This is a genomic window from Streptomyces sp. NBC_00435 (assembly GCF_036014235.1).
Taxonomy (GTDB): Bacteria; Actinomycetota; Actinomycetes; order Streptomycetales; family Streptomycetaceae; genus Streptomyces.
In genome coordinates, this window is sequence record NZ_CP107924.1 from 2,526,313 (window position 1) to 2,551,893 (window position 25,581).

The window sequence follows — 25,581 nt, forward strand, 5'->3', positions numbered from 1 at the left end:
GTGGTTCCCCCTTCGAAAAACGGGGCCTACTCCCCGCTTCATGAAGAGGACGCTACCACGAATCGGGGAGTACTCCCCGTTTAATGGGCGGGGCTGTCGCCGTGACATGGCTCCGCCGGCTTCGGCGAGTCGGACTCAGCGAGTCGGACTCAGCTAGTTGGCCGCACCCGGAATCAGGAGCGTTCGTAGTACCAGCCGTCGCCGCTCGCCGGTCCGATGTTGTGCTGGAGTCCGATCGGGTCGCTCCTGGTGAAGAACGAGGGGTCCAGCACCCCGCAGAACTGGCTCTGGGACTTGCTCTTGTCCACGGCCGCCGCCCCGACGTTGATCCGGCTGCCCCCGTTGGTCACCGACACCACCTTGGCCACGTTCTCGCAGTGGCCCATCTGGGACTCGGTGACCAGGCGGACCGCCCCGGACCGGGAGACGGTCACCGTCTCCGGCTGGCCGATGTTGAAGTCGGCCTTGATGGTCCAGGACCCGACGAAGTACGCAGGCACCGCGTCACCCCCCGAGGAACCGCCGTTCGGCGAGCCGGAGCCGCCGGGATTCGTGCCCGAACCGCCGCTGGGGCTGCCGCCTCCGGCGCCCCCGGCGGCGGGACCCGAACCGGTGCCCTTGGTCGGGCCGGTTCCCGTACCGCCCGCCCCGCCCGGGGTGCCGCCTCCGGGCGTCCCGGCACCCGCCGCGGCGCCCTGCGCGGCCGCTCCGCCCGGGCCCGAAGCGCCGCCCACCTGACCGCCGACCTGGCCCCCGACCTGCCCCCCGACCTGGCCGTCCTGGGCCGGGGCGGTGGGGTTCTGGGCGCTGGGCGCACCCGGGGTCGGCGAACCGCCCGCCCCGGACGGGGAACCGCCGCTGCCGGGTGTCACGGGAGCGCTCGCGGCCGGGGGCGAGGACCGCGATCCGCCGCCGTCACCGCCGCCGAACGGCTGGATCAGGGCCACCGTGCCGCCACCGACCGAGAACACGAGGACGGCCGGCACGGCGACGGTCCACCGCCGCCGGCGCCCGGACCGCTCGCCCCCGGCGGTGGCGCCCCCGGTCACCGACCCGACCACCGGACCGGCGGCGGGCCCGCCCGCGGGACCGGCCGCCGGATCGACCACCGCCCCCACCACCGCCCCGCCAGCCGCCTCAGCCCCGCCAGCCCCGCCAGCCCCGCCCTTCGGCCGCAGGTCGACCGTCGCCCGGTCGGCGCGCCCGGAGCCGCGCTCCCCCGCACCCTCCCGCTCGGGCTCCGCCTCCGCGTCGAGCAGCCGCGCCGCCTGCTGAGCGAGGCGCGCCACCACCTTGGGCGGCAGCCAGGCCCCGCCGAGCTTCGCCGGGCGGACCCGCTCGGGATCCTCCAGCAGCTCGTCCACTCCGGGCCGTTCGTCGACGCCCTTGGTCAGGCAGCGGCCGATGAAGGCGCGCAGGGCCCCGTCCCCGACCTTCTCCAGGGCCGGCTCGCCCTCCACGATCTGGAACATCACCGCGTGCTGGTTGCTGGCTCCGTGCCCGAACGGCAGCTCGCCCGTGGCCGCGTACATCAGCACGCAGCCGAGGGTGAACACGTCGCTCTTCGCCCCGGCGCGCTGCCCGCGCACCTGCTCGGGCGACATGAACCCGGGCGAGCCGACGACCATACCGGTGCTGGTGAGCAGCGATTCGACGGACGTCTCCAGTGCGCGCGAGATCCCGAAGTCGATGACGCGGGTGCCCTCGACGGTCAGCATCACGTTCGACGGCTTGAGGTCGCGGTGCACGATCCCGGCCGAGTGGATGTCCTTCAGCGCGCGCAGCAGTCCGTCCGCGAGGGCGTGTACGGAGTCCACGGGCAGGGGGCCGTGCCGCCGCACGATCTGCTCCAGCGAGAGACCGGGGACGTACCCCGTGGCCACCCAGGGCCGGTCGGCTTCGGGGTCCGCGTCGAGGACGGGTGCGGTGTACCGCTCGCCCACGCGCCGGGCGGCGTCGATCTCGCGGCGGAAGCGGGCCCGGAACTGCTCGTTCGAGACGTGCTCCTCGTGCACCACCTTCACGGCGACCGTACGCCCGCCCTCGGACCGGGCCAGGAACACCCGCCCCATCCCCCCGGCGCCGAGCCGCCCGAGCAGCAGGTACGGCCCGATCCGGCTCGGGTCCCCGGCCGCGAGCGGCTTTATGCCGCCGTCCACGTTGTCGTCGTCACTCAGTGCGCTGGTCATGCTGCCCGTCCCCCGATGATCCCCCTGCGGCCGGCCGAACCGGCCGGTCCAGTCGAACGCGCCTCAGCCTAAAGGCAGTTCGTTGCAGGATGAAGGCAAGGGTGGCCGCCGTGGAGGGTTCCGGACGGCGCGGCCCGCGCCACGCGCACGGGTCAGCGATCGCGGAAGCCGCGCCGGTCGGTCCGGGTGGGCCGCTCCCCGCCACTCCCCGCCGCGCACGTCCCGGAAGTCCTCGGACCGCTGGAGGGTGACGATTCCGTGCTGCCCTGTACCACCGGCCTTCTCCCCAAGGGACGGCCGGCGGGGTCGGCCACGGTGCGCGGGCCCGGGCGCGGAGGGGACGCCAATGGGCGCTATGTCCGCCCCGTGGATGCTGCTTGAGTGCGCGTAGTTCGTTCGCACCGTTCCCCAGCAGCCCCCATGCCCTACCGTCCCCGCTTCCGCACCGCCGCGATCGGCGCGTGCGCTTCCCGTACAGGCTCAGGGCCAGCGGACGACGGCCGCTGCCAGTGCGCGGCAATCGCGCGCGGAAGCGCAGGTCGCCAGCTTCCTCCAGGACTACCTGGACGCCGTGAACGGCATCCAGCGCGATGGCAGGTCCCCGCTCCAGGTCCGCGAGGAGTACCTCACCACCGAACTCGACGACACACTCACCGCCTGGGGCTCCGAGTATCAGGTGGAACCGATTCTGCGCGCGCAGAATCTCCCGAAGACCTGGTCATCGACGGCCTGACCGACCCCACCCCCGCGGCCTGACGGTCCGACTCCGCACGTCCCCGCCACTCCGGGCCGCGGAGGGTGCCCGGAGCGGCGGCACGCCTGCCGTCAGAGGCTGCGGACGAACTCCGCGAAGGCGGCGGGGGCGACGGTGAAGGCGGGGCCGCCGGGGTTCTTGGAGTCCCGGACGGCGATGCGGCAGGGCTGGGGGGCGACCTCCACGCACTCGCCGCCGGTGTCCGCACTGTACGAGGACTTGTGCCAGGCGGTGGCGCCGAGCGGGGCGCATTCGACGCAATCACCGCCGGTGTCACCGCTGTACGAGGACTTACGCCACCGCGCGCCCGTCAGGTTCTGGATGGTGTCCATAGCGTTCCTCCATTACGCGGGCGATCAGTCCCGCCGACTTCTCCACGGAGAGCGCGGCGGCCTGCAGGTGATCGTAACGGAGCGAACCCTCCCTGAGGGCTGCCGGATTGGCCGTCATATGACCCTGGACGAAGTCCTCGGTGTAGACGATGTCCGGGTCGTCCTCGAAGCGCAGGAGGGTGAAGGTGCCCGGCAGCCCGGCGTGCGCGCCCGCCTCGAAGGGCAGGATCTGCACCCGCACCCACTCCCGGTCCCGAAGCCCCAGCAGGTGGGCGAGCTGGTCCCGCATCACCTCCCGGCCACCGACCTCCTGATGCAGGGTCGCCTCGCTCAGCACCACCCACATCAGCGGCGGCTGCTCGCGCTCCAGGATCCGCTGGCGCTCCATTCGGGCGGCCACCTGCGCGTCGAGGCCCTTCTCGTGCCGCACCCCGAGCACGGCCCGCGCGTACGCCTCCGTCTGGAGCAGTCCGTAGATCAGCTGGGCCTGGAAGGTGGAGATGTACGCCGCCTTCGCCTCCATCTCCGCGTACGCCTGGAACCACGTGGGCAACTGGCTCCGCAGCACCAGCCCCACCAGCCGGGAGAACACCCCGCCCGTCCCCAACGCCGCGTCGATCCGCTCCGAGAATTCTCGGGTCGGCACCTTCCTGGCCGTCTCGATCTGCCCGATCAGCGAGGCCGCGCAGAAGACGATGGCCCCCAACTGCCCCTGTTTCAGCCCGGCGGCCTCCCGCAAGCGGCGCAGTTCCGAGCCGTAGTAGTCCAGCGGCGACGCGCTGGGATCGAGGTCGCGGATGTTGACCATGGGACGGTCACCCCCAAGTGCACACCGTGCGGCGTTCGTTTCAGTCCATAGCCGAGCGTAACCATCCCGCTCCAGCCTGGTGCCATGAATCTCGCAACTTGGCACTCCGGGGACGAAGTTGACGCCAGCTATCGCATGGGTTTCACCGTCGGTGACCACTCCGCCCGCCACATGCGCCGCATCCTGCGGCTGTTCCTGACCCGCTGGGAGCTCGAAGGACTCGCCGACGCCGCCGAGCTCGCCCTGACCGAGCTGGTCGCCAACGTCGTACGCCACGTCCCGGGCCGGGCCTGCGTCGTACTCATCCTCCGCCGCCCGGACGGGCTGCGCGTGGAGGTGTCGGACGGTTGCCCGGCACCGCCGCTCGCACCGAGGACCCCCGGAGAGCTGGACGAGGGCGGTCGCGGGCTCCTCCTGGTCGAAGCGGTGGCCGACCGGTGGGGTGCGGACCCGAACTCCACCGGGAAGACGGTGTGGTTCGAGTGCGACGCCCGCCCTCCCCTCCCCCGTGGCTAGCGGGTGCGCGCGTGCTCGACCGCCGCCGCCGCGAGGCCCGCGATCAGGGGGTGGGCGCGGGTACCGTCGCCGTCCAGTTCGGGCTGGAAGAGGGTGGCCAGGAAGAAGGGGTGGGCGGCCAGTTCGGCGATGCGGATGTCGCCGGACTCGTCGGCTCCGGTGAAGGTCATGCCGTGGGCCCGCAGGAGGTCCAGGTGGTGCGGGTTCGGGCCGTAGTTGCAGTGGTAGCGCGCCTGGGTCCGGTCGGAGCCGATCAGGCGGGCGGCGCGGGAGCCGGGGGTGACCCGTACGGTGCCCTCGTGGCCGACGAGCGAACAGGCCAGCGGGACGACCACCGCGTCGGCGTCGGCGGTCGAGGGGGCGTTCTCGGCATGGCCGGCCCGGTCCAGACCGCAGACGGTACGGGCGAACTCCAGCAGGGCGTGCTGGAAGCCGCCGCACGTACCCAGGAAGGGGATGCCGTTCTCCCGGGCGTCCTGGATCGCCGTGAGGACCCCGCCCTCGCTGCGGTAGGGGCTGCCGGGCAGGACCCAGACGGCGTCGAAGCCGTCCATGCCCTCGCCCGCCTCCTCGGTGGGGATCCAGTAGGCGTCCAGGTCCAGGCCCTCGCGCAGGCGCAGCGCCTCCAGCAGGCCGGGGATCCGGGCATGCGAGCGGACGGCCTCGGAGCGGTCGCCGACCAGGGCGATGCGGGCGGTGGGGTTCACGGTGTCGTGCGTGGTGCTGTTCCTCATGGATGCCATCCTGCGGACCGATCGGGCATCAGGTCCAACGATGATTCCTGGTCGGCGCATTAGCGATACTGATGCACATGGATCCGCATCTCCTCCGCACCTTCGTCGCGGTCCTCGACCACCGCTCCTTCTCCGGCGCCGCCGCGGCCCTCGGCTACACCCAGTCCGCCGTCTCGCAGCACATCGCCGCCCTCGAAGCCGACCTGGGCACCAAGCTGGTCGAGCGCCGGCCCGTCGCCGCGACGCCGGCCGGCGCCCGGCTGATGGAGCACACCCCCGCGCTGCTCCTCCGCCTGGACGCCGCCCGCGCCGACGTCACCCGCCTGGACCGCGCGCCCACGGACCGGCTGACCCTGGCCTGCTCCCCCGCAGCGCTCGGCGCCGACGTCGCTCGGGCCCTGGCCCGGCTGCGTACGGCCGCGCGCGTGGACGTCGAAGTACGCGTACTGGGACGGGAAGCGGTGATCGAGGAGGTGCTCACCGCGCGCGCCGACCTCGGTCTCGTCGACGGCGCGGCCGCGCCCAGCGACCCGCTGCCCCTGCCGGACCTCGGCCCCACCGTGACCCTCGTGGCCGCCGAGGAGCCCCTCGCGGTGCTCTTCCCCGACGACCACCCGCTGGCCGGGCGCCCGGCGGTACGGCTGACCGACCTGGCACAGGCCCAATGGATCGACGCCCCGGACACGGGCATCCCCCTCGACCGGCTGCGCGCCGTCTGCGGCTCCGGCGGATTCCTCCCCCGGATCCGCCATCTCGGCACCGACGTCCACGGCCTGGCCGCCCTCGCCGCGGCCGGCCACGGCCTCGCCGCGCTCCCCCGTTCGCTGGCCGCGGCCCTCCCCGGCGTCACGGCGGTCCCGATCCGGGCCCCCCGCCTGATCCACCGCACCGAACTGCTGCACCCGGCCGACCCGACCGCCCCGGCCCGTCGCCTGACCGAGCTGCTGACGGACCGCACCGGGAGCGGTACGGCCCCGCACTGAGCCGGTGCGGCCGGCCGGTACCGGGTACTCGATCCGCGACCGCAACGGCGGCCTGCGCCTCTCCGTCGGCGCTCCCTCAGCCGAGTACCTGTGCGGTGAGGGGGACGGCCGTGCGCGACAGCGCCACGCCCCAGGCCCGGCAGTTGGTCAACCGCACCAGCGGAAAGGTCGTGCTGGTGAAGGCGGGCGGCGGGGACGGTGAGCAGGCCGCGCAAGGTGAGTGCGGCGGCGGTGCCCGGACCATCCGGCGCCCCTGAAGCTCCGGCGGGCGGGCCACCCCGCCCCGGGGCGGCCCTCACCACTCGCGGGGGGCGATGAGCTCCTCCACGTCCGCGTCCGTGAACCCGTACGCCGAGGCCACGAACCAGAAGTCCTCCGCTATCTCCTCGCGCGCGACGGTCTCGATCTCGCTGCCCGCCGCCTCGAACTCCGCCTCCAGCACGTTGAACTCCTCCGTCGCCGCCCCTGTCAGCACGTACAGTGCGGCCAGTCCGGAAGGCCGCTCCGCCTCGATCCGCTCGCAGAGCCGCAGCAGGATGTCCCGGCCCTTGTCGAGGACGGGGTCGGGGTAGTGGTCGTCGGCATAGAGCTGCCGGAGGAACGCGCGCCCTGCCACTTGCTGGTTCGTGATCGCCACGGTGATCCCTCATCCCCCTCGAAGATCCGGTCCTCCGATCCTGCACCAGCCCACTGACAACGGACCCGGGCATGGCGTCCTACCAGCGGGTAAGGCACCATGGGCCGCCGACGCACCCCGCCCCACCCCCACCCCCGCAGGAGGAACACCATGGCCAGCCCCAAGCCGGAGACCCTCGCCGCCTTCGAGGCCGCCAAGGGGTTCATGCCCGTCGGGGAAGGGCTCGCCCTGTACGAGGCCGCCAGCTCCGCCGCGCGGCTCGGGCTGCCGCTCCTGGAGGTCGGGACCTACTGCGGGCGCTCCACGATCCTGCTCGCCGACGCCGCCCGCGAGGCGGGGGTCAGCGTGCTGACCGTCGACCACCACCGGGGCAGCGAGGAGCAGCAGCCGGGCTGGGAGTACCACGACCCGAGCGTGGTCGACCCGGAGGTCGGGCTGATGGACACCCTGCCCACCTTCCGCCGGACCCTGCACAAGGCGGGTCTGGAGGACCACGTCATCGCGATCGTCGGCCGCTCCCCGCGGGTCGCGGCGGCGTGGGGCGGCAAGCTCGGCCTGGTCTTCATCGACGGCGGGCACACCGACGAGCACGCCACGGGCGACTACGAGGGCTGGGCCCCGCACGTCGCCGAGGGCGGCACGCTGGTGATCCACGACGTGTTCCCCGACCCGGCCGATGGGGGGCAGGCGCCGTACCGGATCTACCTGCGCGCGATCGCCTCCGGCGCGTTCGAGGAAGTCTCGGTGACGGACTCCCTCCGCGTCCTCCGCCGAATCACCCCGAACACCTAACCCCGGTCCAGCCCGACCCCGGGGGTGCCCGACCCCGGGCGCACCCGCCCCCGGGCCAGCCCGACTCCGGCCCGCCCGACCCCGGGCCAGCCCGACCCCGAGCCAGCCCCACCCCGGGCCAGCCCGACTCCGACCCGCCCGACCCCGGACCTGCCGACCCCCGGCCCGCCCGACCTCCGGGCTTACCCGGCCCCCCGGGCCAGCCTGACCCCGGGCGCACCCGACCCCGGGCCTGCCCCGCCCCGGGCCTGCCCTGCCCCGGGCCTGCCCTACCCCGGGCCAGCCCGACCCCGACCCGCCCGACCCCGGACCTGCCGACCCCCGGCCCGCCCGACCTCCGGGCTTACCCGGCCCCCCGGGCCAGCCTGACCCCGGGCGCACCCGACCCCGGGCCTGCCCCGCCCCGGGCCTGCCCTGCCCCGGGCCAGCCCCACCCCGGGCCTGTCGACCCCCGGCCCGCCCGACCTCCGGGCTTACCCGGCCCCCCGGGCCAGCCTGACCCCGGGCGCACCCGACCCCGGGCCTGCCCCGCCCCGGGCCTGCCCCGCCCCGGGCCTGCCCTACCCCGGGCCAGCCCGACCCCGACCCGCCCGACCCCGGACCTGCCGACCCCCGGCCCGCCCGACCTCCGGGCTTACCCGGCCCCCCGGGCCTGCCCCACCCCGGGCCAGCCCCACCCCGGGCCTGTCGACCCCCGGGCCAGCCTGACGCCGAGCCTGCCGACCCCGGGCCAGCCCGACCCCGAGCCCGCCTGCGCGCGATCGCCTCCGGCGCGTTCGAGGAAGTCTCGGCGACGGGGTCCCTCCGCGTCCGACGCCGAATCACCCCGAACACCTAACCCCGGACCCCACCCGACCCCGGGCCTACCCGACCCCGGGCCAGCCCCACCCCGGGCCTAGCGACCCCCGGGGCCCGGCTCGGCAGGTGCTCCGCGACGCGGCACGGAGTCCCCTACCCGCCCTTCCACCGTTCCCCGGGCGCTGCCCGGACCCCAAAAGCCCCTGGGGCTCCGCCCCAGACCCCGCGCCTCAATCGCCGGCGGGGCTAGATTTTCCAGACCCCCGACGTTCACGTGCGGGCGGGATTTCCCACTCCCCCAGCCGTCATGTACGGGCAGGATCTTCCACGCCCCCAGCCGTCACGTACGGGCAGGAACTTGCAGACCCCCGGCCGTCACATACGGGCAAGGCACCCCAGCCGTCACCTCCGGGCAGGACCTTCCACGACCTTCCACGCCCCCAGCCGTCACGTGTCAGCCGGCGCAGCCAAATCCAGCCCCGCCGGCGATTGAGGCGCGGGGGTCCGGGGGCCGGGTCCCGGTGGTGGTGCGACCGGGCGCGCGGCTCGGGAGGGGCCGGGGCGTCGCCGGGGGCGCCCCTGCAGGCCGGTCGGCATATAAGCGCACCGCGCCCCCGTATGGCCCAGGGTCCGTACACCTGGCCGACAGGCGGTCTAGCCTGGCCGCGTGCGCTACGACGAAAGCTCCCCGCCGCCCCCCGAGTCCTCCTCCTCGGTCAGCCCGGACCGGCCCTGGTACACCCGCCGGTCCACCCTGGTCGTCGCGGTGGCCGCGCTCGCCCCCGCCTGCCTGGCGGGGTGGGTACTGACCGAGGTGCTGGGCGGGGGTGCGAGCGACGACTCGCGCCCGCCCCGGATCGTGATGCCGCTCGCCTCCTCGTCGCACGTCTCGGCCTCGACCGGCACCGGCACCGGCCCCGCGAGCCCCGCCCCGAGCCCCGCCCCAAGGGCGACCCCGGGCGGCACCCCGGACGCCGCCAGGCCGCTCGCCGGCCGCACCGTGGTCATCGACCCCGGGCACAACCCGGGCAACTTCAAGCACACCGCCGAGATCGACCGCCAGGTCGATATCGGCACCAACCGCAAGGAATGCGACACCACCGGGACGACCACCAACTCCGGCTACATGGAAGCCGAGTTCACCATGGACGTCTCCCAGCGGCTGCGCACCGTCCTGGAGGCCAAGGGTGCCAAGGTGGTCCTCACCCACGATGCCGCCAAGGAGCGCCCCTTCGGCCCCTGCATCGACGAGCGCGCCCGCATCGGCAACGAGGCCGCCGCCGACGCCGTGGTCTCCGTCCACGCGGACGGCGTATCGGCCGGCAACCGCGGCTTCCACGTGATCCTCCCGGCCCGGGTCAAGGGCGGTGGCGCCGACACCGCGAAGATCATCGACCCCTCCCGGCGGCTGGGCGAACGGATCGCCGGGAACTTCGCCCGCACCACCGGCTCCGCCCCCGCGAACTACCTCGGCAGCGGTACGGGATTGGTCGTCCGCGACGATCTGGGCGGGCTGAACCTGTCGACCCGGCCCAAGGTGTTCATCGAATGCGGCAACATGCGTGACGCCAAGGACGCGGCGCAGTTGACGAGTCCGGAGTGGCGCCAGAAGGCGGCCCAGGGGATCGCGGACGGCATCGTAGGGTTCCTCGGCGGGTAGTCGCACCTGGACCGTCCCGCCGGACGGCCCGCAGCCCCGACCCTCTCGGCCGCGGTGGAACTCCGTACCATGGTGCCGCCCGCCCCCTCCGTCATGGCGTGCGACCACGGCACCACGAGACGACGAGACCGAGAAGGACACCTAAGACGTGAACATCCGCTCCCTCACTCGAGGCGACGGCGTGGTGATCGGAGCAGCGGCGCTGCTGTTCATCGCCTCGTTCCTCGATTTCTATTCCATGACCCGGATCGACCGTCCGAGCGCGTGGGACACCGACGCGAACGGCCTGGCGCTGCCGAGCATCTTCCTGCTCGCGTTCATCGCGGTCGGCCTGCTCGTCGCCGCCCGCCTGCAGCCCGCCGGGCGCCAGCTCCTGGGCCTGCCGTTCCAGGCCTGGGGCACCGTGCTCGCCGTCGCGGCCGCCTGGTCCGCGCTGTGGGCCCTGATCACCTGCCCGAGCGGTTACGACCTGGGCGCGGGCGCCGTCATCGCCTTCCTCGCCACCGCGGCGCTGGCCGGCGTGACCCTGTTCGGCGCGAAGATCCCCGCGCTGGCCGGGCAGCTGGTGCCGGACGCCAAGCCCGCCGCCGTCCCGCCGTACGGCGGCCAGCCCCAGCCGGGCGCCGGGTACGGGTACCCGGGCGGCCAGGAACAGCAGCAGCAGCCGTACGGCAACGCCCAGCAGCCGGTGCCGCCCTACGGCGGTGTCCAGGAGCCCGCTCCGGTCCCGCAGGAGGCGACGCCGGCTCCCGCGGCGGACTTCACCCCGTTCTGGTTCGCCGTTCCGGTGGCCCGTCCGCTCTTCGCCGAGGACGGCAGCAGCCCCACCCCGATCGCCGAGCTCGCGCCGGGCACCTGGTACCTGGCCGTGGAGCAGCGCGGGTCGTCCCTGATCGCCCAGACCCAGGACGGCCGCCGCGGCCAGCTGCAGGACACCTCGGGCATTCAGCGCGGCTGATCCCGCGCAGGTCCGCCCATCGACGGCCCCCCGCCCTTCCGGGCGGGGGGCCGTTGCCCTACAGTCACCTGACGCATCGTCAGATTCGTGGAGGGGACCGTACATGCGCCTCGGACTCGCACTCGGCTACTGGGGCCGCGGCCCCAACCCGGACCACCTCGACCTCGCCGCCGAAGCCGAGAACCTCGGCTACGACTCCGTGTGGACCGCCGAAGCCTGGGGCTCGGACGCCTTCACCCCGCTCACCTGGATCGCCGCGCACACCTCGCGCATCCGCCTGGGCACCGCCATCGCGCAGATGGCCGCCCGCACCCCCACCGCCACCGCCATGCAGGCCCTGACCCTGGACCACCTCTCCGGCGGCCGGATGATGCTCGGCCTCGGCCTGTCCGGTCCGCAGGTGGTCGAAGGCTGGTACGGACGGCCCTTCCCCTCCAGCCCCCTGACCGCGACCCGCGAGTACGTGGACGTCATCCGCCAGGTGCTGCGCCGCGAAGCCCCGGTGGAACTGGACGGCCGCTTCCACAGCCACCCCTACCGGGGCGCCGACGGCACCGGGATCGGCAAGCCGCTCAAGCCCATCACCCACCCGCTGCGCGCGGACCTGCCGCTCCTGCTCGGCGCGGAGGGCCCGAAGAACATCGCCCAGACCACCCGCATCGCGGACGGCTGGCTGCCCCTCTACTGGTCGCCGAGCCGCACCGACGTCTACCAGGCCTCGCTGACCGACCTCCCCGAGGGGTTCATGATCGCCCCGATGGCGCGGGCCAAGGTCTGCGACGACGTCACCGAGGGGCTGCTCCCGGTGAAGGCCATGCTCGGTTTCTACATCGGCGGGATGGGGCACGCGGCGCGCAACTTCCACGCCGACCTCATGGGCCGGATGGGCTACGAGGAGGAGGCCCACCGGATCCAGGAGCTGTTCCTGGCCGGGCGCAAGGAGGAGGCGGTCATGGCCGTCCCCGACGCGTTCGCCGACGAGATCTCCCTGATCGGACCCCGGGAGCGGATCGCCGAACGCCTCGAACTGTGGCGCAAGGGCCCCGTGACCGACCTGCTCCTGACCGCCCCCGACCCGCACACGCTGCGGGTGCTGGCGGAGCTGAACAGCTGAGCCGCGGCCGGGCCGGCGCCGGGCCGGCGCTGAACCACCACTAGGCCACCGCTAGGCCACCGCTAGGCCGGCTCCTCCGGGAGCGGCTCCAGAAGTGCTCCCGGGGTCGCTTCCGGTACGGCCACGAGCAGTTCCCGCAGGTCCAGCGGCATCACGGCGATCTCGATGCCGCCGACGGCCCCCTCGTACGTGCAGGTCACGATCCGCGAGCCGGGGTTGATGGAGATGCCCTCCTTGACCGAGGGCACCCGTACTGCGGTGGCCCGGCCGCCGGTCAGGACCACCGGCTCGCCCCGGCCGGGCACCCAGCGGGCCGCGCCCTGGTCCCCGTACACCCGGCCGCTGCGCCAGCGACCCCGGCCGGCGGGCTCCCGGGCCATGCACGGGATCCCGGGCACGGGCCCGCCGGCCTGCCGCTCCCGGTGCTTGCGGCGCACGAGCCAGCCGATCGCGGCGGCACCGACGGCGAGGAACGCGAACTCGATCACCCACCCATTGAAACAGGCCGGACCGGGACAACCCGGTCCGGCCTGTTTCCAGGGGCGCGGAGTACGTAGCTGAGTACTGAGCGGGACTGAGCGGTGTACTCAGCCGGTCAGCTGGCCCGCACTCGGGACCTTGTCGGTCACCGTGGCGCCCGCGCTCTTGCCGGCGTCCTTGACGCCGTTGATGACGTTCTCGAAGGCGCCGATGTCGGCGTCGCCCGCGTCGCCCTTGCGGAGCTTGGAGCCGAGCCCCTTGAGGGACTCGATGCCCGCCGTCAGCGGACCCACGGCCTTCGACAGCAGCGGGTCGCCCTTGGCGTTCTCGCTCGCCGCCTTCAGCCGGTTGTAGGCGAAGGCACCAGCGAGGCCCGCCTTGACGAGCGCGAACCTGCGGCCCTTGGCGCCCTTCTTGAACTTGCCGTCACGGTACGGCTTGATGATCCACTGGTACGTGGCGCCGGCCGCGAGGCCCGCGTTGGCGACGAACCGGGTCTTGGCGAACTTCTGCTTCTCCGCCGGGCTGGTGGGCGCGGGCGACGCGGCGGCCGCCTCCGCGTCCTCGGCCGAGGCTGCCGCGTCGGCCTCGGCGAACGCGGCCATGGCCACCGAGACCTCGTCGCTCTGACCGGCGGCGGCGTTGTCGCCGCCGCCCGAGCCGCAGGCGGTGGCACCGCCCAGCAGCGCGCAGGACAGCAGCACCGCCGTGAGGGCACGACGGAAACGGACGGTTGTGGTGGGAAGGGACACGAGTTGCCTCCGGGGACTGAGGTGTCCCCCGCAGCCTCACCCCGGGTGGTCGGCTGCGCCACCTGGGGGACCCGTTCGGGTTTACCCGGCCCGGGCGCGGCAAGACGCGCACTATGCCCACACACACGCGAGTGCACACCCGAGGAAGCAGCCAGGCGGGCCGCGCCGTCGCGGTCGTGGCCGACGTCATGGCCTTCGTGATCGCCCTGTGGATCCTGCTGTACCTGCTGGACGCCAACCAGGGCAACGGACTGGTCGACTTCATCCACGACGCGGCGAGCTGGCTGGCCGGCTGGTCCTACGACCTGTTCACCTTCAACCGCGAATGGGTCCAGGTGGTGATCGGCTACGGCATCGCGGCCGTCGCCTACCTGGTCGTCGGCCACGCCGTGGCGGGCCGCCTGTACCGCCGCTGAGCCCCGCTCGTCCCCCGGTCCGCCGGGGGACGAGCGGTGCCCGGCAACAGCCGGGCGGCGCGGCTCAGTTGCAGCAGTCCGGCTCCAGGCCGGCCGGCAGGGTCAGTCCGCCGAAGACCGTACCCGTGGCCTCGTCCCCGCCGAGCGCGGCCACCGCGAGGAGCAGCGAGCCCGCCGTCCAGGTGGTCTGCTCCACGGGCCAGACCGCCCGGTCGTCGAAGACGTACCCGGTCCAGTACATGCCGTTGTCGGCCCGCAGGTGCCCGATCGAGCGCAGGATCTCCAGCGCCCGGTCCGACTCCCCCGTGGCCCACAGCGCGAGCGCCAGCTCGCAGGACTCCCCGCCCGTCACCCAGGGGTTCGGCAGCACGCACCGCACACCGAGGTCCGGGACGACGAACTCCTCCCACCGCTCCTCTATCCGGGACTTGGCCTCCGCGCCGGTCAGCGCACCGCCGAGGACCGGGTAGTACCAGTCCATGGAGTAGTGCGACTTGTCCAGGAACCGCTCCGGGTGCCGGCGTATCGCGTGCCCGAGGGCGCCCGCGGCCAGTTCCCAGTCCGGCTGCGGATCGCCCCGGTACTCGGCGATGGCCAGCGCGCAGCGCAGCGCCTGGTGGATGGAGGAGGACCCGGTCAGCAGTGCGTCGCGGACGTCCTCGCCGGAGGGCTCCCACTTCCAGCCGATCTCGCCGCCCGGCTGCTGGAGCCGCAGGACGAACTCGACGGCCGCGTAAACGGCCGGCCACATCCGGTCGAGGAAGACCTCGTCCCCGGTGGACAGATGGTGGTGCCAGACGCCGACGGCGAGGTACGCGACGAAGTTGGTCTCCCGGCTCGCGTCCTGCGGCTCGCGGGTGTCGACCCCGTCCTCCCGGTCGGCGTAGGCCGCGTACCAGGAGCCGTCCTCGTTCTGGTGGCGGACCAGCCAGTCGTACGCCCGCTCCGCGGCCTCGTGCTCGCCGGCCGCGTCGAGGGCCATCGCGGCCTCGGTGTGGTCCCACGGGTCGAGGTGGTGTCCGCGGAACCACGGGATCGCCCCGTCCGCGCGCTGCGCGGCGAGGATCCCGGCGACGGTGGCGGCGGCCTGCTCGGCGGTCAGTACGCCGTCCAGGACCAGGTGCTCGGGTGCGGTGCGCCCCGGTGAGCTCACTGCGCGGCGCCCACGGGCAGGTGCGGCTTGGTCGCGTACGCGACGAAGCTCTTGCCGATGACCGGGTTGAGGGCCTGCTCCGCGAGCCGCGTGGCCAGCGGCTTCTTCATGATGTCCCAGACCAGCAGCTTGTGGTACGCCTTGACGGGCAGGGCCTTGTCGTTGTCGACGCCGAAGGCGCACTTGAGCCACCAGTACGGCGAGTGCAGGCCGTGCGCGTGGTGGGTGCCGTACGGCTTGAGGCCCGCGGACTCCATCTTGCCGAGCAGTTCTTCGCCCTTGTAGATGCGGATGTGGCCGCCCTCGACCTCGTGGTAGGCGTCGCTGAGCGCCCAGCAGATCTTCTCGGGGCCGTAGCGGGGCACGGTGATGGCGATGCGCCCGCCGGGCTTGAGGACGCGGACCATCTCGGCGAGTACGCCCTTGTCGTCGGGGATGTGCTCCATCACCTCGGAGATGATGATGACGTCGAAGGACTCGTCGGGGAAGGGCAGCGCCAGGGCGTCGCCCTCCATGGCGGTCGCGGTGGCGCCGGCCGGGGCCTCGCCTGCCTCCTTCATCGCCGCGAACCACTTGGCGACCTCGCGGATCTCCTCGCCGTTGCGGTCGAGGGCGACCACCTGGGCGCCTCTCCGGTAGCACTCGAAGGCGTGCCGGCCTGCGCCGCAGCCCAGATCGAGTACACGGTCGCCTGCGGCGAGCGGGAACCGGGAGAAATCGACGGTCAGCACGTGGTCCTGCCTTCGCGGTCGCGGAAGTGAGAGGGGAACTGCATCGGACGGAAGGTGGAGGTCACCGGGTCTTCGTGGCCTTCGCGCCGGCCGTGGCCCGCGCGATGGCGGCGCGGTAGTGGACGACGGTGCCCTCCGCGGCCCTGGCCCAGGTGAAGCGGGACAGCACGCGCTCGCGGCCGGCGGCGCCGAGCCGGGCGCGCAGCCCGGGGTCGGTGAGCAGCCGGCCGAGGGCGACGGCCAGCGCGCCCGCGTCGCCGGGCGGCACCGCGAGGCAGGTCTCGCCGTCGGGGCCGGAGACCTCGGGAATCGCGCCGCCGGTGGTGGCGACCAGCGGGGTGCCGGTGGCCATGGCCTCGGCCGCCGGGAGCGAGAAGCCTTCGTAGAGCGAGGGCACGCAGGCGATCTGGGCACTGCGGACGAGGTCGACGAGCTCGGTGTCGCTGATGCCCTTGACGAAGCGGACCGCGTCCTGGAGCCCGTACGTCTCGATCGCGCGGGCGACCGGGCCCTTCTCGGCGCGCTTGCCGACGACGACGAGGTGGGCGTCGGGCTGCTCGGTACGGAGCTTCGCGAGCGCCTCTACGAGGTGGACGAGCCCCTTGAGCGGGACGTCGGCGCTCGAGGTGGTCACGATCCGCCCGGGTACCTCGGCCACTGAGGCGTCGGGCGACCAGAGGTCGGTGTCGGCGCCGATGTGGACCACGTGGATGCGCTCGTCCCGGACGCCGAGGTGCTCGGCGATCTCCTTCTTGGAGGAGCCGGAGACGGTGAGCACGGAGGACAGCCGCCGGGCCACCCGGCCCTGCATGCGCGTGAACCCGTACCACCGCCGCACGGAGGCCCGCTTGCGTCGGTCCTTGGCGGCGGCCAGGTCCAGCTTGCGGTCGACGGTGATGGGGTGGTGGATGGTGGTGACCAGCGGGGCGCCGAGGTCGGCCAGCAAGCCGTACCCGAGGGTCTGGTTGTCGTGGATGACGTCGAACTCGCCCGCGCGGGCGGCCAGATGACGGCGGGCGCGGAGCGAGAAGGTCAGCGGCTCGGGAAAGCCGCCGGTCCACATGGTGGCGACCTCGACGGCGTCGATCCAGTCCCGGTACTCGTCGGGCTTGGGCGTGCGGAACGGGTCGGGGCTGCGGTACAGGTCCAGGCTGGGGAGTTCGGTGAGGGTGGCGCCGGCGCCGGTGAGGGCGTCGGTGTCGAGCACCGGGTAGGGCTGCGCGCCGATGACTTCGACGGTGTGGCCCAGCTTCACGAGCTCGCGCGCGAGGTGGCGGACGTAGACGCCCTGGCCGCCGCAGAACGGGTTCCCCTTATAGGTGAGGAGTGCGATCCGCAACGGGCGGCTGTCGTCGGTGGCGGAACCCGTGGAAGGGCTCTCCACCATGGCCTCTGCGGTCACTCTCGGCCCCCTTCTCCCTGCACTTTCGCCGGAGCGTAACCGCTCGGATAATGTAGAACAAGTTTCAGACTTGATCCCTTGAAGACCATTGAATCTACCGGCCGGAAACCACACCGTAAGAGGGGTGGCAGGTGATTCGCGCCACGGCTCCGACGCCTGCCATGCTGGGCGCGCACCAGCCCCCGCAACGACATGGAACGCCTTGGAACGGGACAGATGACAGCGGAAGCGAAGGCCGTGACCCCAGCCGTCACCACACCGGCGTCCCCGCCCCTGACCGAACGTCAGGAGGCACGCCGCAGGCGGATCCTGCACGCCAGTGCCCAGCTGGCGAGCCGGGGCGGCTTCGACGCGGTCCAGATGCGGGAAGTGGCGGAGTCCTCCAGCGTGGCCCTGGGCACCCTCTACCGCTACTTCCCGTCCAAGGTGCACCTGCTCGTCGCGACCATGCAGGACCAGCTCCAGCACATGCACACCACGCTGCGCAAGCGCCCGCCCGCCGGGGACGAGCCCGCGGCCCGGGTCGCGGAGACCCTGATGCGCGCCTTCCGCGCGCTCCAGCGCGAACCGCACCTGGCCGACGCGATGGTGCGCGCGCTGACCTTCGCGGACCGCAGCGTGAGCCCCGAGGTGGACACGGTGTCCCGGCTGACGACGGCGATCATCCTGGACGCGATGGGCCTGGACGCCCCGCCGACGGCGGAACAGCTGTCGGCGGTCCGGGTCATCGAGCACACCTGGCACTCGGCGCTGATCACCTGGTTGTCGGGCCGGGCATCGATCGCACAGGTCAAGATCGACATCGAGACGGTCTGCCGCCTGATCGACCTGACGGCGCCGGACCCGGGGGCCGGGGCAGCGACCCCGGCCGGGCCGAAAAAGGCCTGATCCCGCTCCTGGGGGGGCGAGGGCGCTCCCCGGGCGGCAAGCGCGCCCCTTGCGACAGCGATCCCCCTACGGCACCGCTACACGTCGGCCGCGTCGCCGGGCTCCGCTCCCACGGGCTCCCCGTCGCGGGCGGCATCGTGCCGGACCGCTTCGAGGGAGACGAAGGACCCCCGCCGCGACTCCATGGTGATCAGTACCAGCTCCCAGGAACCGTTGGTCATCACCCACCCGGCGGGCCGGTCCCGGTGGTCCGTGATCGTCCAGCCGCGGGCGGTCAGGCCGACCACGATGTCCCGCTGCTGCGTCAGGCCGACCATGCCGGGGATGCCCCAGTCCAGCTCGCAGCCGTCGGCGGACCCGAAGCCCTCCTCGCGGCCCTCCCCCGACACGGCCCCCGACCCCCGGTTGCCGGTCGGCCCCAGCACGGCGGCGAACTGCTCGTCATTCGACGGGGGGCGGGGGGGGCGGGAGGCGCGGACTGGGGGAGCGAGGGAGGGAGGGGTTGGTCGGGGGCGTTGACAGGGTCCGGGGGGAGCCCGGCAGTCCAGTGTCCTTTCGGCGCGGGCCGGCCCGTCAAGGGCGCTCCCTGCGGTCGCGTCGCTGCGCGATGGCCTACGGCCACCCTTGACCGACCGACCCACCCCGAAACGCCACAAGACTTCCGGGTTCCCCCCGAGGAACGGCCGGGAGGGACGGATCGGGAGGAGCGGGCAGACTGGCGAAGCCCAGGCCCTTTCCCGCCGGTCATCCGGACCCGTCACCGGTCAGCACCGCCCAGCCGGACGGCATAGACGCCCGGGACGGTCAGAGCATCCAGGACCGGGCGGTCGGCCACCCTTCCCGCACCTTCGCACGGCCAGCATGAGCGTGAGGACGACCACCACCCCCGGGCGGTCGGTGGGCGCAGCGGATCGCTACACACTCTCGCTCGGCTTAACGGCAACCGGCCGTCCGTGGCCGAGCAATCGAAACGATCAGATCTCGGATGCTAAAGACGAAAGATCAGGGCCGCTAGGACCACTACAGGCCCTGAGGGTCTTGGGGGTCGGGTCTTGGGGGTCTTGAGGGTCTTGGGGGTCTTGGGGGTCGGGTCTTGGGGGTCTTGAGGGTCTTGGGGGTCTTGGGGGTCGGGTCTTGGGGGTCTTGAGGGTCTTGGGGGTCTTGGGGGTCTGCGGATCGTCGCCGGACGGCCTCAGCCCACTGCCGGCCCATGGGCGGGCCTATATCCAGATCCAGCCACAGACGGTGGTCAGTCGCTAAGCCGAGTGGGATGGGTGTGGTGGGTGGGCGGCTTGTGCCCAATCACAGACGGCCGATGGTCGCTAAGCCGAGTGGGATGGGTGTGGTGGGTGGGCGGCTTGCGCCCAATCACAGACGGCCGATGGTCGCTGAGCTGGGTGGGATGGGTGTGGTGGGTGGGCGGCTTATGCCCAGCCACAGACGGCCGATGGTCGCTAAGCCGAGTGGGATGAGTCTGGTGGGTGGGCGGCTTATGCCCAGCCACAGACGGCCGATGGCCGCTAAGCCGAGCGAGAGTGTGTAGCGATCTGACGCGTCCACCGACCGCCGGGGGTGGTGGTCGTCCTTACGCTCATGCTGGCCGTGCGAAGGTGCGGGAAGGGTGGCCGACCCCCCGCTCCTGGATGCTCCGGGCTCCCCGGGCAGCCATCCGCTCCAGCTGGGCGGTCCTGACCGGTGACGGGTCCGGATGACCGGCCCGAGAGGGCGCGTACGTCTCTGACGTGCCCGCTCCTCCTCATCGTCCCTCCCGGCCGTTCCTCGGGGGGATCCCGGAAGTCTTGTGGCGTTTCGGGGTGGGTCGGTCGGTCAAGGGTGGCCGAAGGCCATCGCGCAGCGACGCGACGACGAAGGAGGAGCGCCCTTGACGGACCGGCCCACCCCGAAAGGACACTGGACTGCCGGGCTCCCCCCGAACCCCGTCAACGCCCCCGACCAACCCGCAGCCCCACCACCCCCACCCCCACCCCCTCACTCCTCCGGAGGGAACACCGCCTCGCCGCTGCCCAGCAGGGTGATCGCGATCGCCTCGACCGGGCACCCCTCCGCCGCGGTGAGCACCGGCTCGTTCGCGTCCGTCTCCGCCGCCCGCGGGTGCGACTGCCTCGCCGAGTCGAGGGCGAAGCCGTCCGGGGCGTGGTTCACGCACATCCCCGAGCCGATGCAGACCCCCCGGTCCACCTCGACGTGCCACCGGTCACCCATCACGCACCCGCCGCGGGGGGTACGTACCCTGCCGGGAGGTGGATCATCTTGTGCTCCAGGTACTCGCTCAGCCCCTCGGGGCCGAACTCCCGCCCTACGCCGCTGTTCTTGTAGCCGCCGAACGGGCCGAGCATGTCCAGGCTGAAGGTGTTCACGTTGAAGGTGCCGGTCCGCACCTGCCGTGCGAAGTCGATGCCGCGCTCGACGTCGCCGGTCCAGACGCTGCCGCTGAGCCCGAACTCCGAGTCGTTGGCCACCCGTACCGCCTCCGCCTCGTCCCCGTACGGGATCAGGCAGACGACCGGGCCGAAGATCTCCTCGCGGGCGATCCGCATGGAGTTGTCGACGTCCCCGAAGAGGGTCGGCTCCACGTACCATCCCTGGTCCATGCCGGCCGGACGGCCGCCGCCGGACAGGACCTTGGCGCCTTCCTCCTGGCCGATCCGGATGAAGTCCAGCGAACGCTGCTGCTGCCGCTGGGCCACCAGCGGGCCGAGCTGCGTCGCGGGGTCCATCGGGTCGCCGACGACCAGCGCCGAGGCCGCTGCGGCGAGCGCCTCGGCGATCTCCTCGTAGCGGCCGCGCGGGGCGAGGACGCGGGTCTGGGCCACGCACGCCTGGCCGTTGTTCATCCAGGCCGCGGGGACGATGCCGGCGATGGCGGTGTCCAGGTCGGCGTCCGGGAGGATGACGGCGGCGGACTTGCCGCCGAGTTCGAGGGTGACGCGGGTGAGGTTCCTGGAGGCGACCTCCATGACGCGCCGGCCGGCCGGGACGGAGCCGGTGAAGGCGACCTTGTCGACGCCGGGGTGGCCGACCAGGTACTCGCTGACCTCGCGGTCGGCGGGCAGGATCGACAGCACGCCCTCGGGCAGTCCGGCCTCGCGGGCGATGTCGGCGAGGATGTACGAGTCGAGGACCGCCTCGGGGGACGGCTTGAGGATCACCGTGCAGCCGGTGAGCAGCGCGGGCGCCAGCTTGGCGGCGGCGACGAACTGCGGGACGTTCCACGGGATGACGGCGGCGACGACGCCGACCGCCTCGCGCCGGACGAGGATGGGGCCGAGGGCGCCCTGGCGGTACTCCTCGTACGGGTAGTCGCGGGCCACGGTGATCGCGGCGTCGTAGACCATCATCGGGCCGAGCGCCTGGGCGAGGATGCTCCAGGAGTACGGGGATCCGTTCTGGGAGGTGATCGAGGCGGCGATCTCCTCGTGGCGGACGGCTATCGCGTCCTTGATCCGGGTGACGACGGCGATCCGCTCCTCGAGCGAGGTGCGCGGCCACGGGCCTTCGTCGAAGGCCTTGCGGGCGACGGCCACGGCCCGGTCGACGTCCGCCTTCGAGGCGTGCGGGACGCTGCCGATGACCTGCTCGGTGTGGGGCGAGACGACCTTGATCGTTTCGGAACCCAGCGGATCCGTCCACTCACCGCCGATGAACAGTTGTCCGTGTTCCACGAGCTCGGTCATGGCTGATGCCTCCTGCGGCTTGGCGTTCCAGAACTGATACCAGTTCTAGTTCTAGGAGTCCACGGCCCCGACCGAACCGACTCCGGCTCGCCCTGCCCGACACCCCGAAGATCCAACGACTAGTCAGGAGGGCGCGGAAGTGGTCGACTTGGGCGACTATTGCAACACGTTCTCGTTGTACGCGTTGCCGTTGGACACCTTCTCGTTGGACACCGCCTCGTTAGAGTGGAGCCCCTCATGGCAGAGGACACCCCCGGCGTGACACCTCACGTCACCGACCACGGCGGAGGCGTGTGGGGCATCAAGGTGCCCATCCCCGACAACCCGCTCGGTCACACCCTCGTCCACGTCCTCGACACCGACCGCGGCCCGGTCCTCATCGACACCGGCTGGGACGATCCCGAGTCCTGGGACACCCTCGTCGCCGGCCTCGGCACCCTCGGCATCGCCGTCGCCGACGTCCACGGGGTGGTCATCACCCACCACCACCCCGATCACCACGGCCTGTCGGGCCAGGTCCGTGAGGCCTCCGGCGCCTGGATCGCCATGCATGCCGCCGACACCGAGATCGTCGTACGGACCCGCTCCTCCGAACCCGGCGTCTGGTTCGACTACATGAGCGAGAAACTCGCCTCCGCCGGAGCCCCCGAGGAGCACATCGCCCCGCTGCGCGCCGCCCGCGCGAGCGGCCGCATGCGCACCCTGCCCGGTCTGCACGCGGCCGTCCCCGACCGGGAGATCGTCCCCGCCGAGCTGCTGCCGCTGGCCGGCCGCCGGCTGCGGGCCGTCTGGACCCCCGGGCACACCCCCGGCCACGTCTGCCTGCACCTGGAGGAGAAGCACCCGGCCAACCTGCCCGGCAACGGCCGCCTCTTCTCCGGGGACCACCTGCTGCCCGGGATCTCCCCGCACATCGGCCTCTACGAGGACCCCTCCTCCGACCGGATCACCGACCCCCTCGGCGACTACCTCGACTCCCTCGAACGCATCGGCCGCCTCCAGCCCGCCGAGGTGCTCCCGGCCCACCAGCACGCCTTCACCGACGCCCCGGCCCGCGTACGGGAACTCCTGGACCACCACGAGGAGCGGCTGGCCGGGCTGCGGGAGCTGCTCGCCGCGGAGCCACTGACCCCGTGGGCGCTGGCGGAGCGGATGGAGTGGAACCGGCCCTGGGAGCAAATTCCGTACGGCTCCCGCAACATCGCCGTCTCGGAAGCGGAAGCCCATCTGCGGCGCCTGGTGAAGCAGGGCCGTGCGGAAGCCGTGCCGGGCAGCGAACCGGTGACGTACCGCGCCGTCTAGAGCGGCCGGCGGTGCCCTGGGGTGCCCGGTAAGGGGCTCCGGCGGGCGGTGCCACCGGGTGGGCGGGCTACGGGCCGGTAGAGTATGGGCGTCGTCCACACTTCCGTACGGGGGGAAGCCGGTGCAATTCCGGCGCTGACCCGCAACCGTGACCCTCCCCCGGCACCCCCGGGGCGGGGAGCCGGAATGCCCCGTACCGGAGGTGCGCGGCTCGTGCCGCTGGGTCCTCCGGCGGCCGGCACCGTCGAGGTAAACGGAGCCGGAGCCCGGTGCCAGCCCCAGCTGTGCTGCCTGCCTCCGGGTCCCCAGCACGAGAGGCACCCGCCCCGCCATGAACGTCCGCCGCAGCGCCGCCACGCTCGCCGCCTCCGCCGTGCTCTGCGTGGGCGCCGCCCCCGTAGCCCTCGCCGATGTCGCCACGCCGTCACCCGTGCCCCCGATCCCCTCCGGTCTCTTCGGCAAGACCGACCCGACGTACGACGGGGTGTGGCGGCAGTCGTTCGCGCTGCTCGCCCAGCGCGCCGTGGGGCTGAAGCCGGCCCAGCAGGCCGTCGACTGGCTCGTCGGCCAGCAGTGCGCCGACGGCGGCTTCGCCTCCTTCCGCGCGGACTCCGCCGCCGCGTGCGACGCGAAGACGATGCTCGACACGAACGCCACCGCGGTGGCCGTCCAGGCGCTGAAGGCGCTCGGCGGCCAGGACGCGGCGGTCAAGAAGGGCGCGGACTGGCTGAAGTCCGTACAGAACGAGGACGGCGGCTGGGCCTACGTCCCCGGCTCCCCGAGCGAGGCCAGCTCCACTTCCATAGTGATCAGCGCGCTCGCGGCGGCGGGCGAGAAGCCGGCCGAGGTCAAGTCGAAGACGGGCAAGTCCGCGTACGACAACCTGCTCTCCTTCCAGCTGGGCTGCTCGGCCGAGCAGGGCACCGACCTGGGTGCCTTCGCCTACCAGCGGACGGCCGACGGAAAGCTCCCCGCGAACGCGGACGCGACGGCCGCCGCGGTCCTGGCCGGACTCGGCACGGGCGCGCTCGTCCCCCCTTCCTCCACGGACACCCCCGCGGCCTCGCTCGCCTGCCCGGCGACCGCCGGTGACCCGGTGGCCGCCGCCCGGGGCGCGGCCGGATACCTGGCCGGGGCGCTGGCGAAGGACAACCACCTCACCGCCCTCACCCCGGGCGCCGACCAGCCGACCGCCGACATCGGCAACACCGCCGACGCGGTGATCTCCCTGGCCGCGGCCGGGCACAAGCAGGCGGCGATGGGCGCGCTGGAGTGGCTGAAGGCCAACTCCGCCGAGTGGTCCAAGGGCAGCCCGGCCGGCCTGGGCACCCTGATCCTGGCCGCGCACGCCACGGGCACCGACCCGAAGGCCTTCGGCGGCACCGACCTGGTGGCGGCGCTGAACGCGACGGGCCCGGCGGCGGCTTCCGCTTCCGAGCAGCCGGCGAAGAAGAAGGACGAGAAGGAGTCCGGCAACAAGAACGTCTGGTGGATGATCCTCGCGGGCGCCGCGGCCGGTATGGGCATCGGCATCGTGCTGAGCGGCCGCCGGAAGCGGAACCAGCTCTGATGCGCAGCAGCCGTCGCCGCGCACACCGCCACCTGGCCCTGCCGGTCCTCGTCGCCGGCCTCCTCCTGGCCGTGCTGGCCGCGTCGCCCGCGCTGGCCTCGACGTACCGCTACTGGTCGTTCTGGGACGGTGCGGGCGGCCAGTGGAAGTACGCCACCCAGGGCCCCTCCTCGGCGCGCCCGGCGGACGGCTCCGTGCAGGGCTTCCACTTCGTGGTGAGCAAGGACGCGGCCGAGCAGGCCGCCCCGCCGCGCACGGCTCCCGATTTCGCGGCGGTCTGCTCGGCGACCTCCGCGGTGGAGGGCAGGAAGCGCATCGCCGTGGTCATCGACTTCGGCACGCCCGCGCAGGCCCCGGCGGGCGAGGCCCCGCCGCAGGAGGCTCCGCGGACGGCGTGCGCGCAGGTCGGCCCGGACGCCACGGCGGCCGAAGCGCTGGCGGCGGTGGCGAAGCCGCTGCGCTACAACAGCGCCGCGCTGCTGTGCGCGGTCGCGGGATACCCGAAGCAGGGCTGTGGCGAACCCGCCGCGGACGCCCCCGCGGCAGCGGCCAAGGACACCGGCGGCGGTCCGTCGACCGGCCTCCTCGTGGGCATCGCGGCGGTGGCCGCCCTGGCCGCGGCCGCCCTCTGGCAATCCCGCCGCCGCCGCACCCGGTGACGCGGAACCCCGCCGGAGACCGGCCGGAGCCGGAGCCGGCCGAAAACGGCGGGGCGGGCGCCGACGGTGGTCGGGGACGGGACGGGGCCACCCGCACCGGACCATCGGCCGGCACGGTCGGTGCGGGTGGGAACCCGGCCCGGCCGCAGGCCGGGCGCACCACTCACGCCGCGGCACGCACCACCCGCACCACCCGCGATGTCGCCGGCCACGGCCCCTCACGCGACGTCCCCACCCCGGCCGGCACGGACGCCGCCG

The 25,581-nt window shown here is 73.2% G+C and carries 26 protein-coding genes; 13 read left to right on the top strand and 13 right to left on the bottom strand.

Translation table 11 applies throughout. The features are described from left to right. Positions 1-173: 173 nt before the first annotated feature. Positions 174-2,189 carry a serine/threonine-protein kinase gene (locus OG389_RS11560; RefSeq protein ID WP_328298387.1) on the bottom strand — a complete coding sequence of 672 codons (2,016 nt, stop codon included), beginning with the start codon at positions 2,187-2,189 and terminating at the stop codon, positions 174-176. A 571-nt stretch (positions 2,190-2,760) separates the two neighbouring features. On the opposite strand from OG389_RS11560, the gene OG389_RS11565 reads away from it, so the two are divergent. Further along, positions 2,761-2,922 carry a hypothetical protein gene (locus OG389_RS11565; protein ID WP_328298388.1) on the top strand — a complete coding sequence of 54 codons (162 nt, stop codon included), beginning with the start codon at positions 2,761-2,763 and terminating at the stop codon, positions 2,920-2,922. 92 nt (positions 2,923-3,014) lie between these two features. Here OG389_RS11565 and OG389_RS11570 read toward each other — a convergent pair whose 3' ends face one another. Together OG389_RS11570 and OG389_RS11575 are read right to left on the bottom strand one after the other, a co-directional pair. Beyond that, on the bottom strand, positions 3,015-3,275 hold the full coding sequence (locus OG389_RS11570) for a DUF397 domain-containing protein (RefSeq protein WP_328298389.1): 261 nt from the start codon (positions 3,273-3,275) through the stop codon (positions 3,015-3,017). Then, entirely contained in the window at positions 3,235-4,083 is an 849-nt protein-coding gene (locus OG389_RS11575) for a helix-turn-helix domain-containing protein (protein ID WP_328298390.1), read from the bottom strand. Before OG389_RS11575 ends, OG389_RS11570 begins: the two co-directional genes overlap by 41 nt. An 84-nt stretch (positions 4,084-4,167) precedes the next feature. Here OG389_RS11575 and OG389_RS11580 point away from each other — a divergent pair, with 84 nt between their 5' ends. Next, positions 4,168-4,599, top strand: coding sequence for an ATP-binding protein (locus tag OG389_RS11580; protein WP_328298391.1), 432 nt, complete (start codon positions 4,168-4,170; stop codon positions 4,597-4,599). On the opposite strand, the gene OG389_RS11585 is transcribed toward OG389_RS11580, so the two are convergent. Then, on the bottom strand, positions 4,596-5,342 hold the full coding sequence (locus OG389_RS11585) for a CTP synthase C-terminal region-related (seleno)protein (protein WP_443059252.1): 747 nt from the start codon (positions 5,340-5,342) through the stop codon (positions 4,596-4,598). The two genes, OG389_RS11580 and OG389_RS11585, sit on opposite strands and share 4 nt — an antisense overlap. Before the next feature lie 68 nt (positions 5,343-5,410). Between OG389_RS11585 and OG389_RS11590 the strand changes: the two genes are divergently transcribed. Together OG389_RS11590 and OG389_RS11595 are read left to right on the top strand one after the other, a co-directional pair. Further along, entirely contained in the window at positions 5,411-6,316 is a 906-nt protein-coding gene (locus tag OG389_RS11590; RefSeq protein ID WP_328298393.1) for a LysR family transcriptional regulator, read from the top strand. A gap of 110 nt (positions 6,317-6,426) precedes the next feature. Further along, the gene (locus OG389_RS11595) at positions 6,427-6,573 is read left to right on the top strand and encodes a hypothetical protein (RefSeq protein WP_328298394.1); all 147 of its coding nucleotides are present in this window, start codon (positions 6,427-6,429) and stop codon (positions 6,571-6,573) included. A gap of 38 nt (positions 6,574-6,611) precedes the next feature. Here the strand turns inward: OG389_RS11595 and OG389_RS11600 are convergent, their stop codons facing one another. Further along, positions 6,612-6,953: a DUF5713 family protein gene (locus OG389_RS11600; RefSeq protein ID WP_328298395.1), complete on the bottom strand. Its 342-nt coding sequence runs from the start codon at positions 6,951-6,953 to the stop codon at positions 6,612-6,614. A 150-nt stretch (positions 6,954-7,103) separates the two neighbouring features. Here OG389_RS11600 and OG389_RS11605 point away from each other — a divergent pair, with 150 nt between their 5' ends. The 4 genes from OG389_RS11605 (at position 7,104) to OG389_RS11620 (ending at position 12,275) form a co-directional block, all read left to right on the top strand. Further along, complete coding sequence (locus OG389_RS11605) at positions 7,104-7,745, top strand: class I SAM-dependent methyltransferase (protein ID WP_328298396.1); 642 nt, start codon at positions 7,104-7,106, stop codon at positions 7,743-7,745. 1,465 nt (positions 7,746-9,210) lie between these two features. Further along, positions 9,211-10,203, top strand: a complete 993-nt coding sequence (locus OG389_RS11610) for an N-acetylmuramoyl-L-alanine amidase (RefSeq protein ID WP_328298397.1) — start codon at positions 9,211-9,213, stop codon at positions 10,201-10,203. A 148-nt stretch (positions 10,204-10,351) separates the two neighbouring features. Next, positions 10,352-11,161, top strand: a complete 810-nt coding sequence (locus OG389_RS11615; protein WP_328298398.1) for a hypothetical protein — start codon at positions 10,352-10,354, stop codon at positions 11,159-11,161. A gap of 103 nt (positions 11,162-11,264) precedes the next feature. Further along, complete coding sequence (locus tag OG389_RS11620; protein ID WP_328298399.1) at positions 11,265-12,275, top strand: LLM class F420-dependent oxidoreductase; 1,011 nt, start codon at positions 11,265-11,267, stop codon at positions 12,273-12,275. 62 nt (positions 12,276-12,337) lie between these two features. On the opposite strand, the gene OG389_RS11625 is transcribed toward OG389_RS11620, so the two are convergent. Together OG389_RS11625 and OG389_RS11630 are read right to left on the bottom strand one after the other, a co-directional pair. Continuing rightward, a complete protein-coding gene (locus OG389_RS11625) occupies positions 12,338-12,763 on the bottom strand; it encodes a hypothetical protein (RefSeq protein ID WP_328298400.1) in 426 nt (141 codons plus the stop codon). A gap of 99 nt (positions 12,764-12,862) precedes the next feature. Then, entirely contained in the window at positions 12,863-13,360 is a 498-nt protein-coding gene (locus tag OG389_RS11630; protein ID WP_443059423.1) for a hypothetical protein, read from the bottom strand. A 260-nt stretch (positions 13,361-13,620) separates the two neighbouring features. Here OG389_RS11630 and OG389_RS11635 point away from each other — a divergent pair, with 260 nt between their 5' ends. Further along, positions 13,621-13,923: a hypothetical protein gene (locus tag OG389_RS11635; RefSeq protein WP_328298402.1), complete on the top strand. Its 303-nt coding sequence runs from the start codon at positions 13,621-13,623 to the stop codon at positions 13,921-13,923. Between the two features lie 64 nt (positions 13,924-13,987). On the opposite strand, the gene OG389_RS11640 is transcribed toward OG389_RS11635, so the two are convergent. The 3 genes from OG389_RS11640 to OG389_RS11650 form a co-directional block, all read right to left on the bottom strand. Then, the gene (locus OG389_RS11640; protein WP_328298403.1) at positions 13,988-15,076 is read right to left on the bottom strand and encodes a prenyltransferase; all 1,089 of its coding nucleotides are present in this window, start codon (positions 15,074-15,076) and stop codon (positions 13,988-13,990) included. Continuing rightward, positions 15,073-15,807, bottom strand: coding sequence for a class I SAM-dependent methyltransferase (locus OG389_RS11645; protein ID WP_328298404.1), 735 nt, complete (start codon positions 15,805-15,807; stop codon positions 15,073-15,075). The genes OG389_RS11640 and OG389_RS11645 overlap by 4 nt, the downstream gene beginning before the upstream one ends. 61 nt (positions 15,808-15,868) lie before the next feature. Beyond that, positions 15,869-17,209, bottom strand: a complete 1,341-nt coding sequence (locus tag OG389_RS11650) for a glycosyltransferase family 4 protein (protein ID WP_328298405.1) — start codon at positions 17,207-17,209, stop codon at positions 15,869-15,871. A gap of 216 nt (positions 17,210-17,425) precedes the next feature. Between OG389_RS11650 and OG389_RS11655 the strand changes: the two genes are divergently transcribed. After that, positions 17,426-18,097: a TetR family transcriptional regulator gene (locus OG389_RS11655; RefSeq protein WP_328298406.1), complete on the top strand. Its 672-nt coding sequence runs from the start codon at positions 17,426-17,428 to the stop codon at positions 18,095-18,097. 77 nt (positions 18,098-18,174) lie between these two features. On the opposite strand, the gene OG389_RS11660 is transcribed toward OG389_RS11655, so the two are convergent. The 3 genes from OG389_RS11660 to OG389_RS11670 all read right to left on the bottom strand — a co-directional run bounded on the left by OG389_RS11660 (position 18,175) and on the right by OG389_RS11670 (position 21,792). Beyond that, positions 18,175-18,522: a hypothetical protein gene (locus OG389_RS11660; RefSeq protein WP_328298407.1), complete on the bottom strand. Its 348-nt coding sequence runs from the start codon at positions 18,520-18,522 to the stop codon at positions 18,175-18,177. A 1,564-nt stretch (positions 18,523-20,086) separates the two neighbouring features. Then, the gene (locus OG389_RS11665; protein ID WP_328298408.1) at positions 20,087-20,320 is read right to left on the bottom strand and encodes a ferredoxin; all 234 of its coding nucleotides are present in this window, start codon (positions 20,318-20,320) and stop codon (positions 20,087-20,089) included. Further along, complete coding sequence (locus OG389_RS11670; RefSeq protein WP_328298409.1) at positions 20,320-21,792, bottom strand: aldehyde dehydrogenase; 1,473 nt, start codon at positions 21,790-21,792, stop codon at positions 20,320-20,322. Before OG389_RS11670 ends, OG389_RS11665 begins: the two co-directional genes overlap by 1 nt. A 237-nt stretch (positions 21,793-22,029) precedes the next feature. Between OG389_RS11670 and OG389_RS11675 the strand changes: the two genes are divergently transcribed. The 3 genes from OG389_RS11675 (at position 22,030) to OG389_RS11685 (ending at position 25,323) form a co-directional block, all read left to right on the top strand. Beyond that, positions 22,030-23,094 (top strand): MBL fold metallo-hydrolase, encoded by a 1,065-nt coding sequence (locus OG389_RS11675; protein WP_328298410.1) that lies wholly within the window; start codon positions 22,030-22,032, stop codon positions 23,092-23,094. 331 nt (positions 23,095-23,425) lie between these two features. Next, on the top strand, positions 23,426-24,664 hold the full coding sequence (locus tag OG389_RS11680) for a prenyltransferase/squalene oxidase repeat-containing protein (RefSeq protein ID WP_328298411.1): 1,239 nt from the start codon (positions 23,426-23,428) through the stop codon (positions 24,662-24,664). Further along, the gene (locus OG389_RS11685; RefSeq protein WP_328298412.1) at positions 24,664-25,323 is read left to right on the top strand and encodes an SCO2322 family protein; all 660 of its coding nucleotides are present in this window, start codon (positions 24,664-24,666) and stop codon (positions 25,321-25,323) included. Before OG389_RS11680 ends, OG389_RS11685 begins: the two co-directional genes overlap by 1 nt. Positions 25,324-25,581: the final 258 nt, after the last annotated feature.

What these genes read in the sequence shown, in the direction of transcription:
- OG389_RS11670 (WP_328298409.1), bottom strand. Translation starts at nt 21,792, where the DNA reads ATGACCGAGCTCGTGGAACACGGACAACTGTTCATCGGCGGTGAGTGG.
- OG389_RS11620 (WP_328298399.1), top strand. Translation starts at nt 11,265, where the DNA reads ATGCGCCTCGGACTCGCACTCGGCTACTGGGGCCGCGGCCCCAACCCG.
- OG389_RS11585 (WP_443059252.1), bottom strand. Translation starts at nt 5,342, where the DNA reads ATGGCATCCATGAGGAACAGCACCACGCACGACACCGTGAACCCCACC.
- OG389_RS11680 (WP_328298411.1), top strand. Translation starts at nt 23,426, where the DNA reads ATGAACGTCCGCCGCAGCGCCGCCACGCTCGCCGCCTCCGCCGTGCTC.
- OG389_RS11605 (WP_328298396.1), top strand. Translation starts at nt 7,104, where the DNA reads ATGGCCAGCCCCAAGCCGGAGACCCTCGCCGCCTTCGAGGCCGCCAAG.
- OG389_RS11665 (WP_328298408.1), bottom strand. Translation starts at nt 20,320, where the DNA reads ATGGGTGACCGGTGGCACGTCGAGGTGGACCGGGGGGTCTGCATCGGC.
- OG389_RS11575 (WP_328298390.1), bottom strand. Translation starts at nt 4,083, where the DNA reads ATGGTCAACATCCGCGACCTCGATCCCAGCGCGTCGCCGCTGGACTAC.
- OG389_RS11590 (WP_328298393.1), top strand. Translation starts at nt 5,411, where the DNA reads ATGGATCCGCATCTCCTCCGCACCTTCGTCGCGGTCCTCGACCACCGC.
- OG389_RS11560 (WP_328298387.1), bottom strand. Translation starts at nt 2,189, where the DNA reads ATGACCAGCGCACTGAGTGACGACGACAACGTGGACGGCGGCATAAAG.
- OG389_RS11580 (WP_328298391.1), top strand. Translation starts at nt 4,168, where the DNA reads ATGAATCTCGCAACTTGGCACTCCGGGGACGAAGTTGACGCCAGCTAT.
- OG389_RS11630 (WP_443059423.1), bottom strand. Translation starts at nt 13,360, where the DNA reads ATGGCCGCGTTCGCCGAGGCCGACGCGGCAGCCTCGGCCGAGGACGCG.
- OG389_RS11685 (WP_328298412.1), top strand. Translation starts at nt 24,664, where the DNA reads ATGCGCAGCAGCCGTCGCCGCGCACACCGCCACCTGGCCCTGCCGGTC.
- OG389_RS11675 (WP_328298410.1), top strand. Translation starts at nt 22,030, where the DNA reads ATGGCAGAGGACACCCCCGGCGTGACACCTCACGTCACCGACCACGGC.
- OG389_RS11635 (WP_328298402.1), top strand. Translation starts at nt 13,621, where the DNA reads ATGCCCACACACACGCGAGTGCACACCCGAGGAAGCAGCCAGGCGGGC.
- OG389_RS11655 (WP_328298406.1), top strand. Translation starts at nt 17,426, where the DNA reads ATGACAGCGGAAGCGAAGGCCGTGACCCCAGCCGTCACCACACCGGCG.
- OG389_RS11570 (WP_328298389.1), bottom strand. Translation starts at nt 3,275, where the DNA reads ATGGACACCATCCAGAACCTGACGGGCGCGCGGTGGCGTAAGTCCTCG.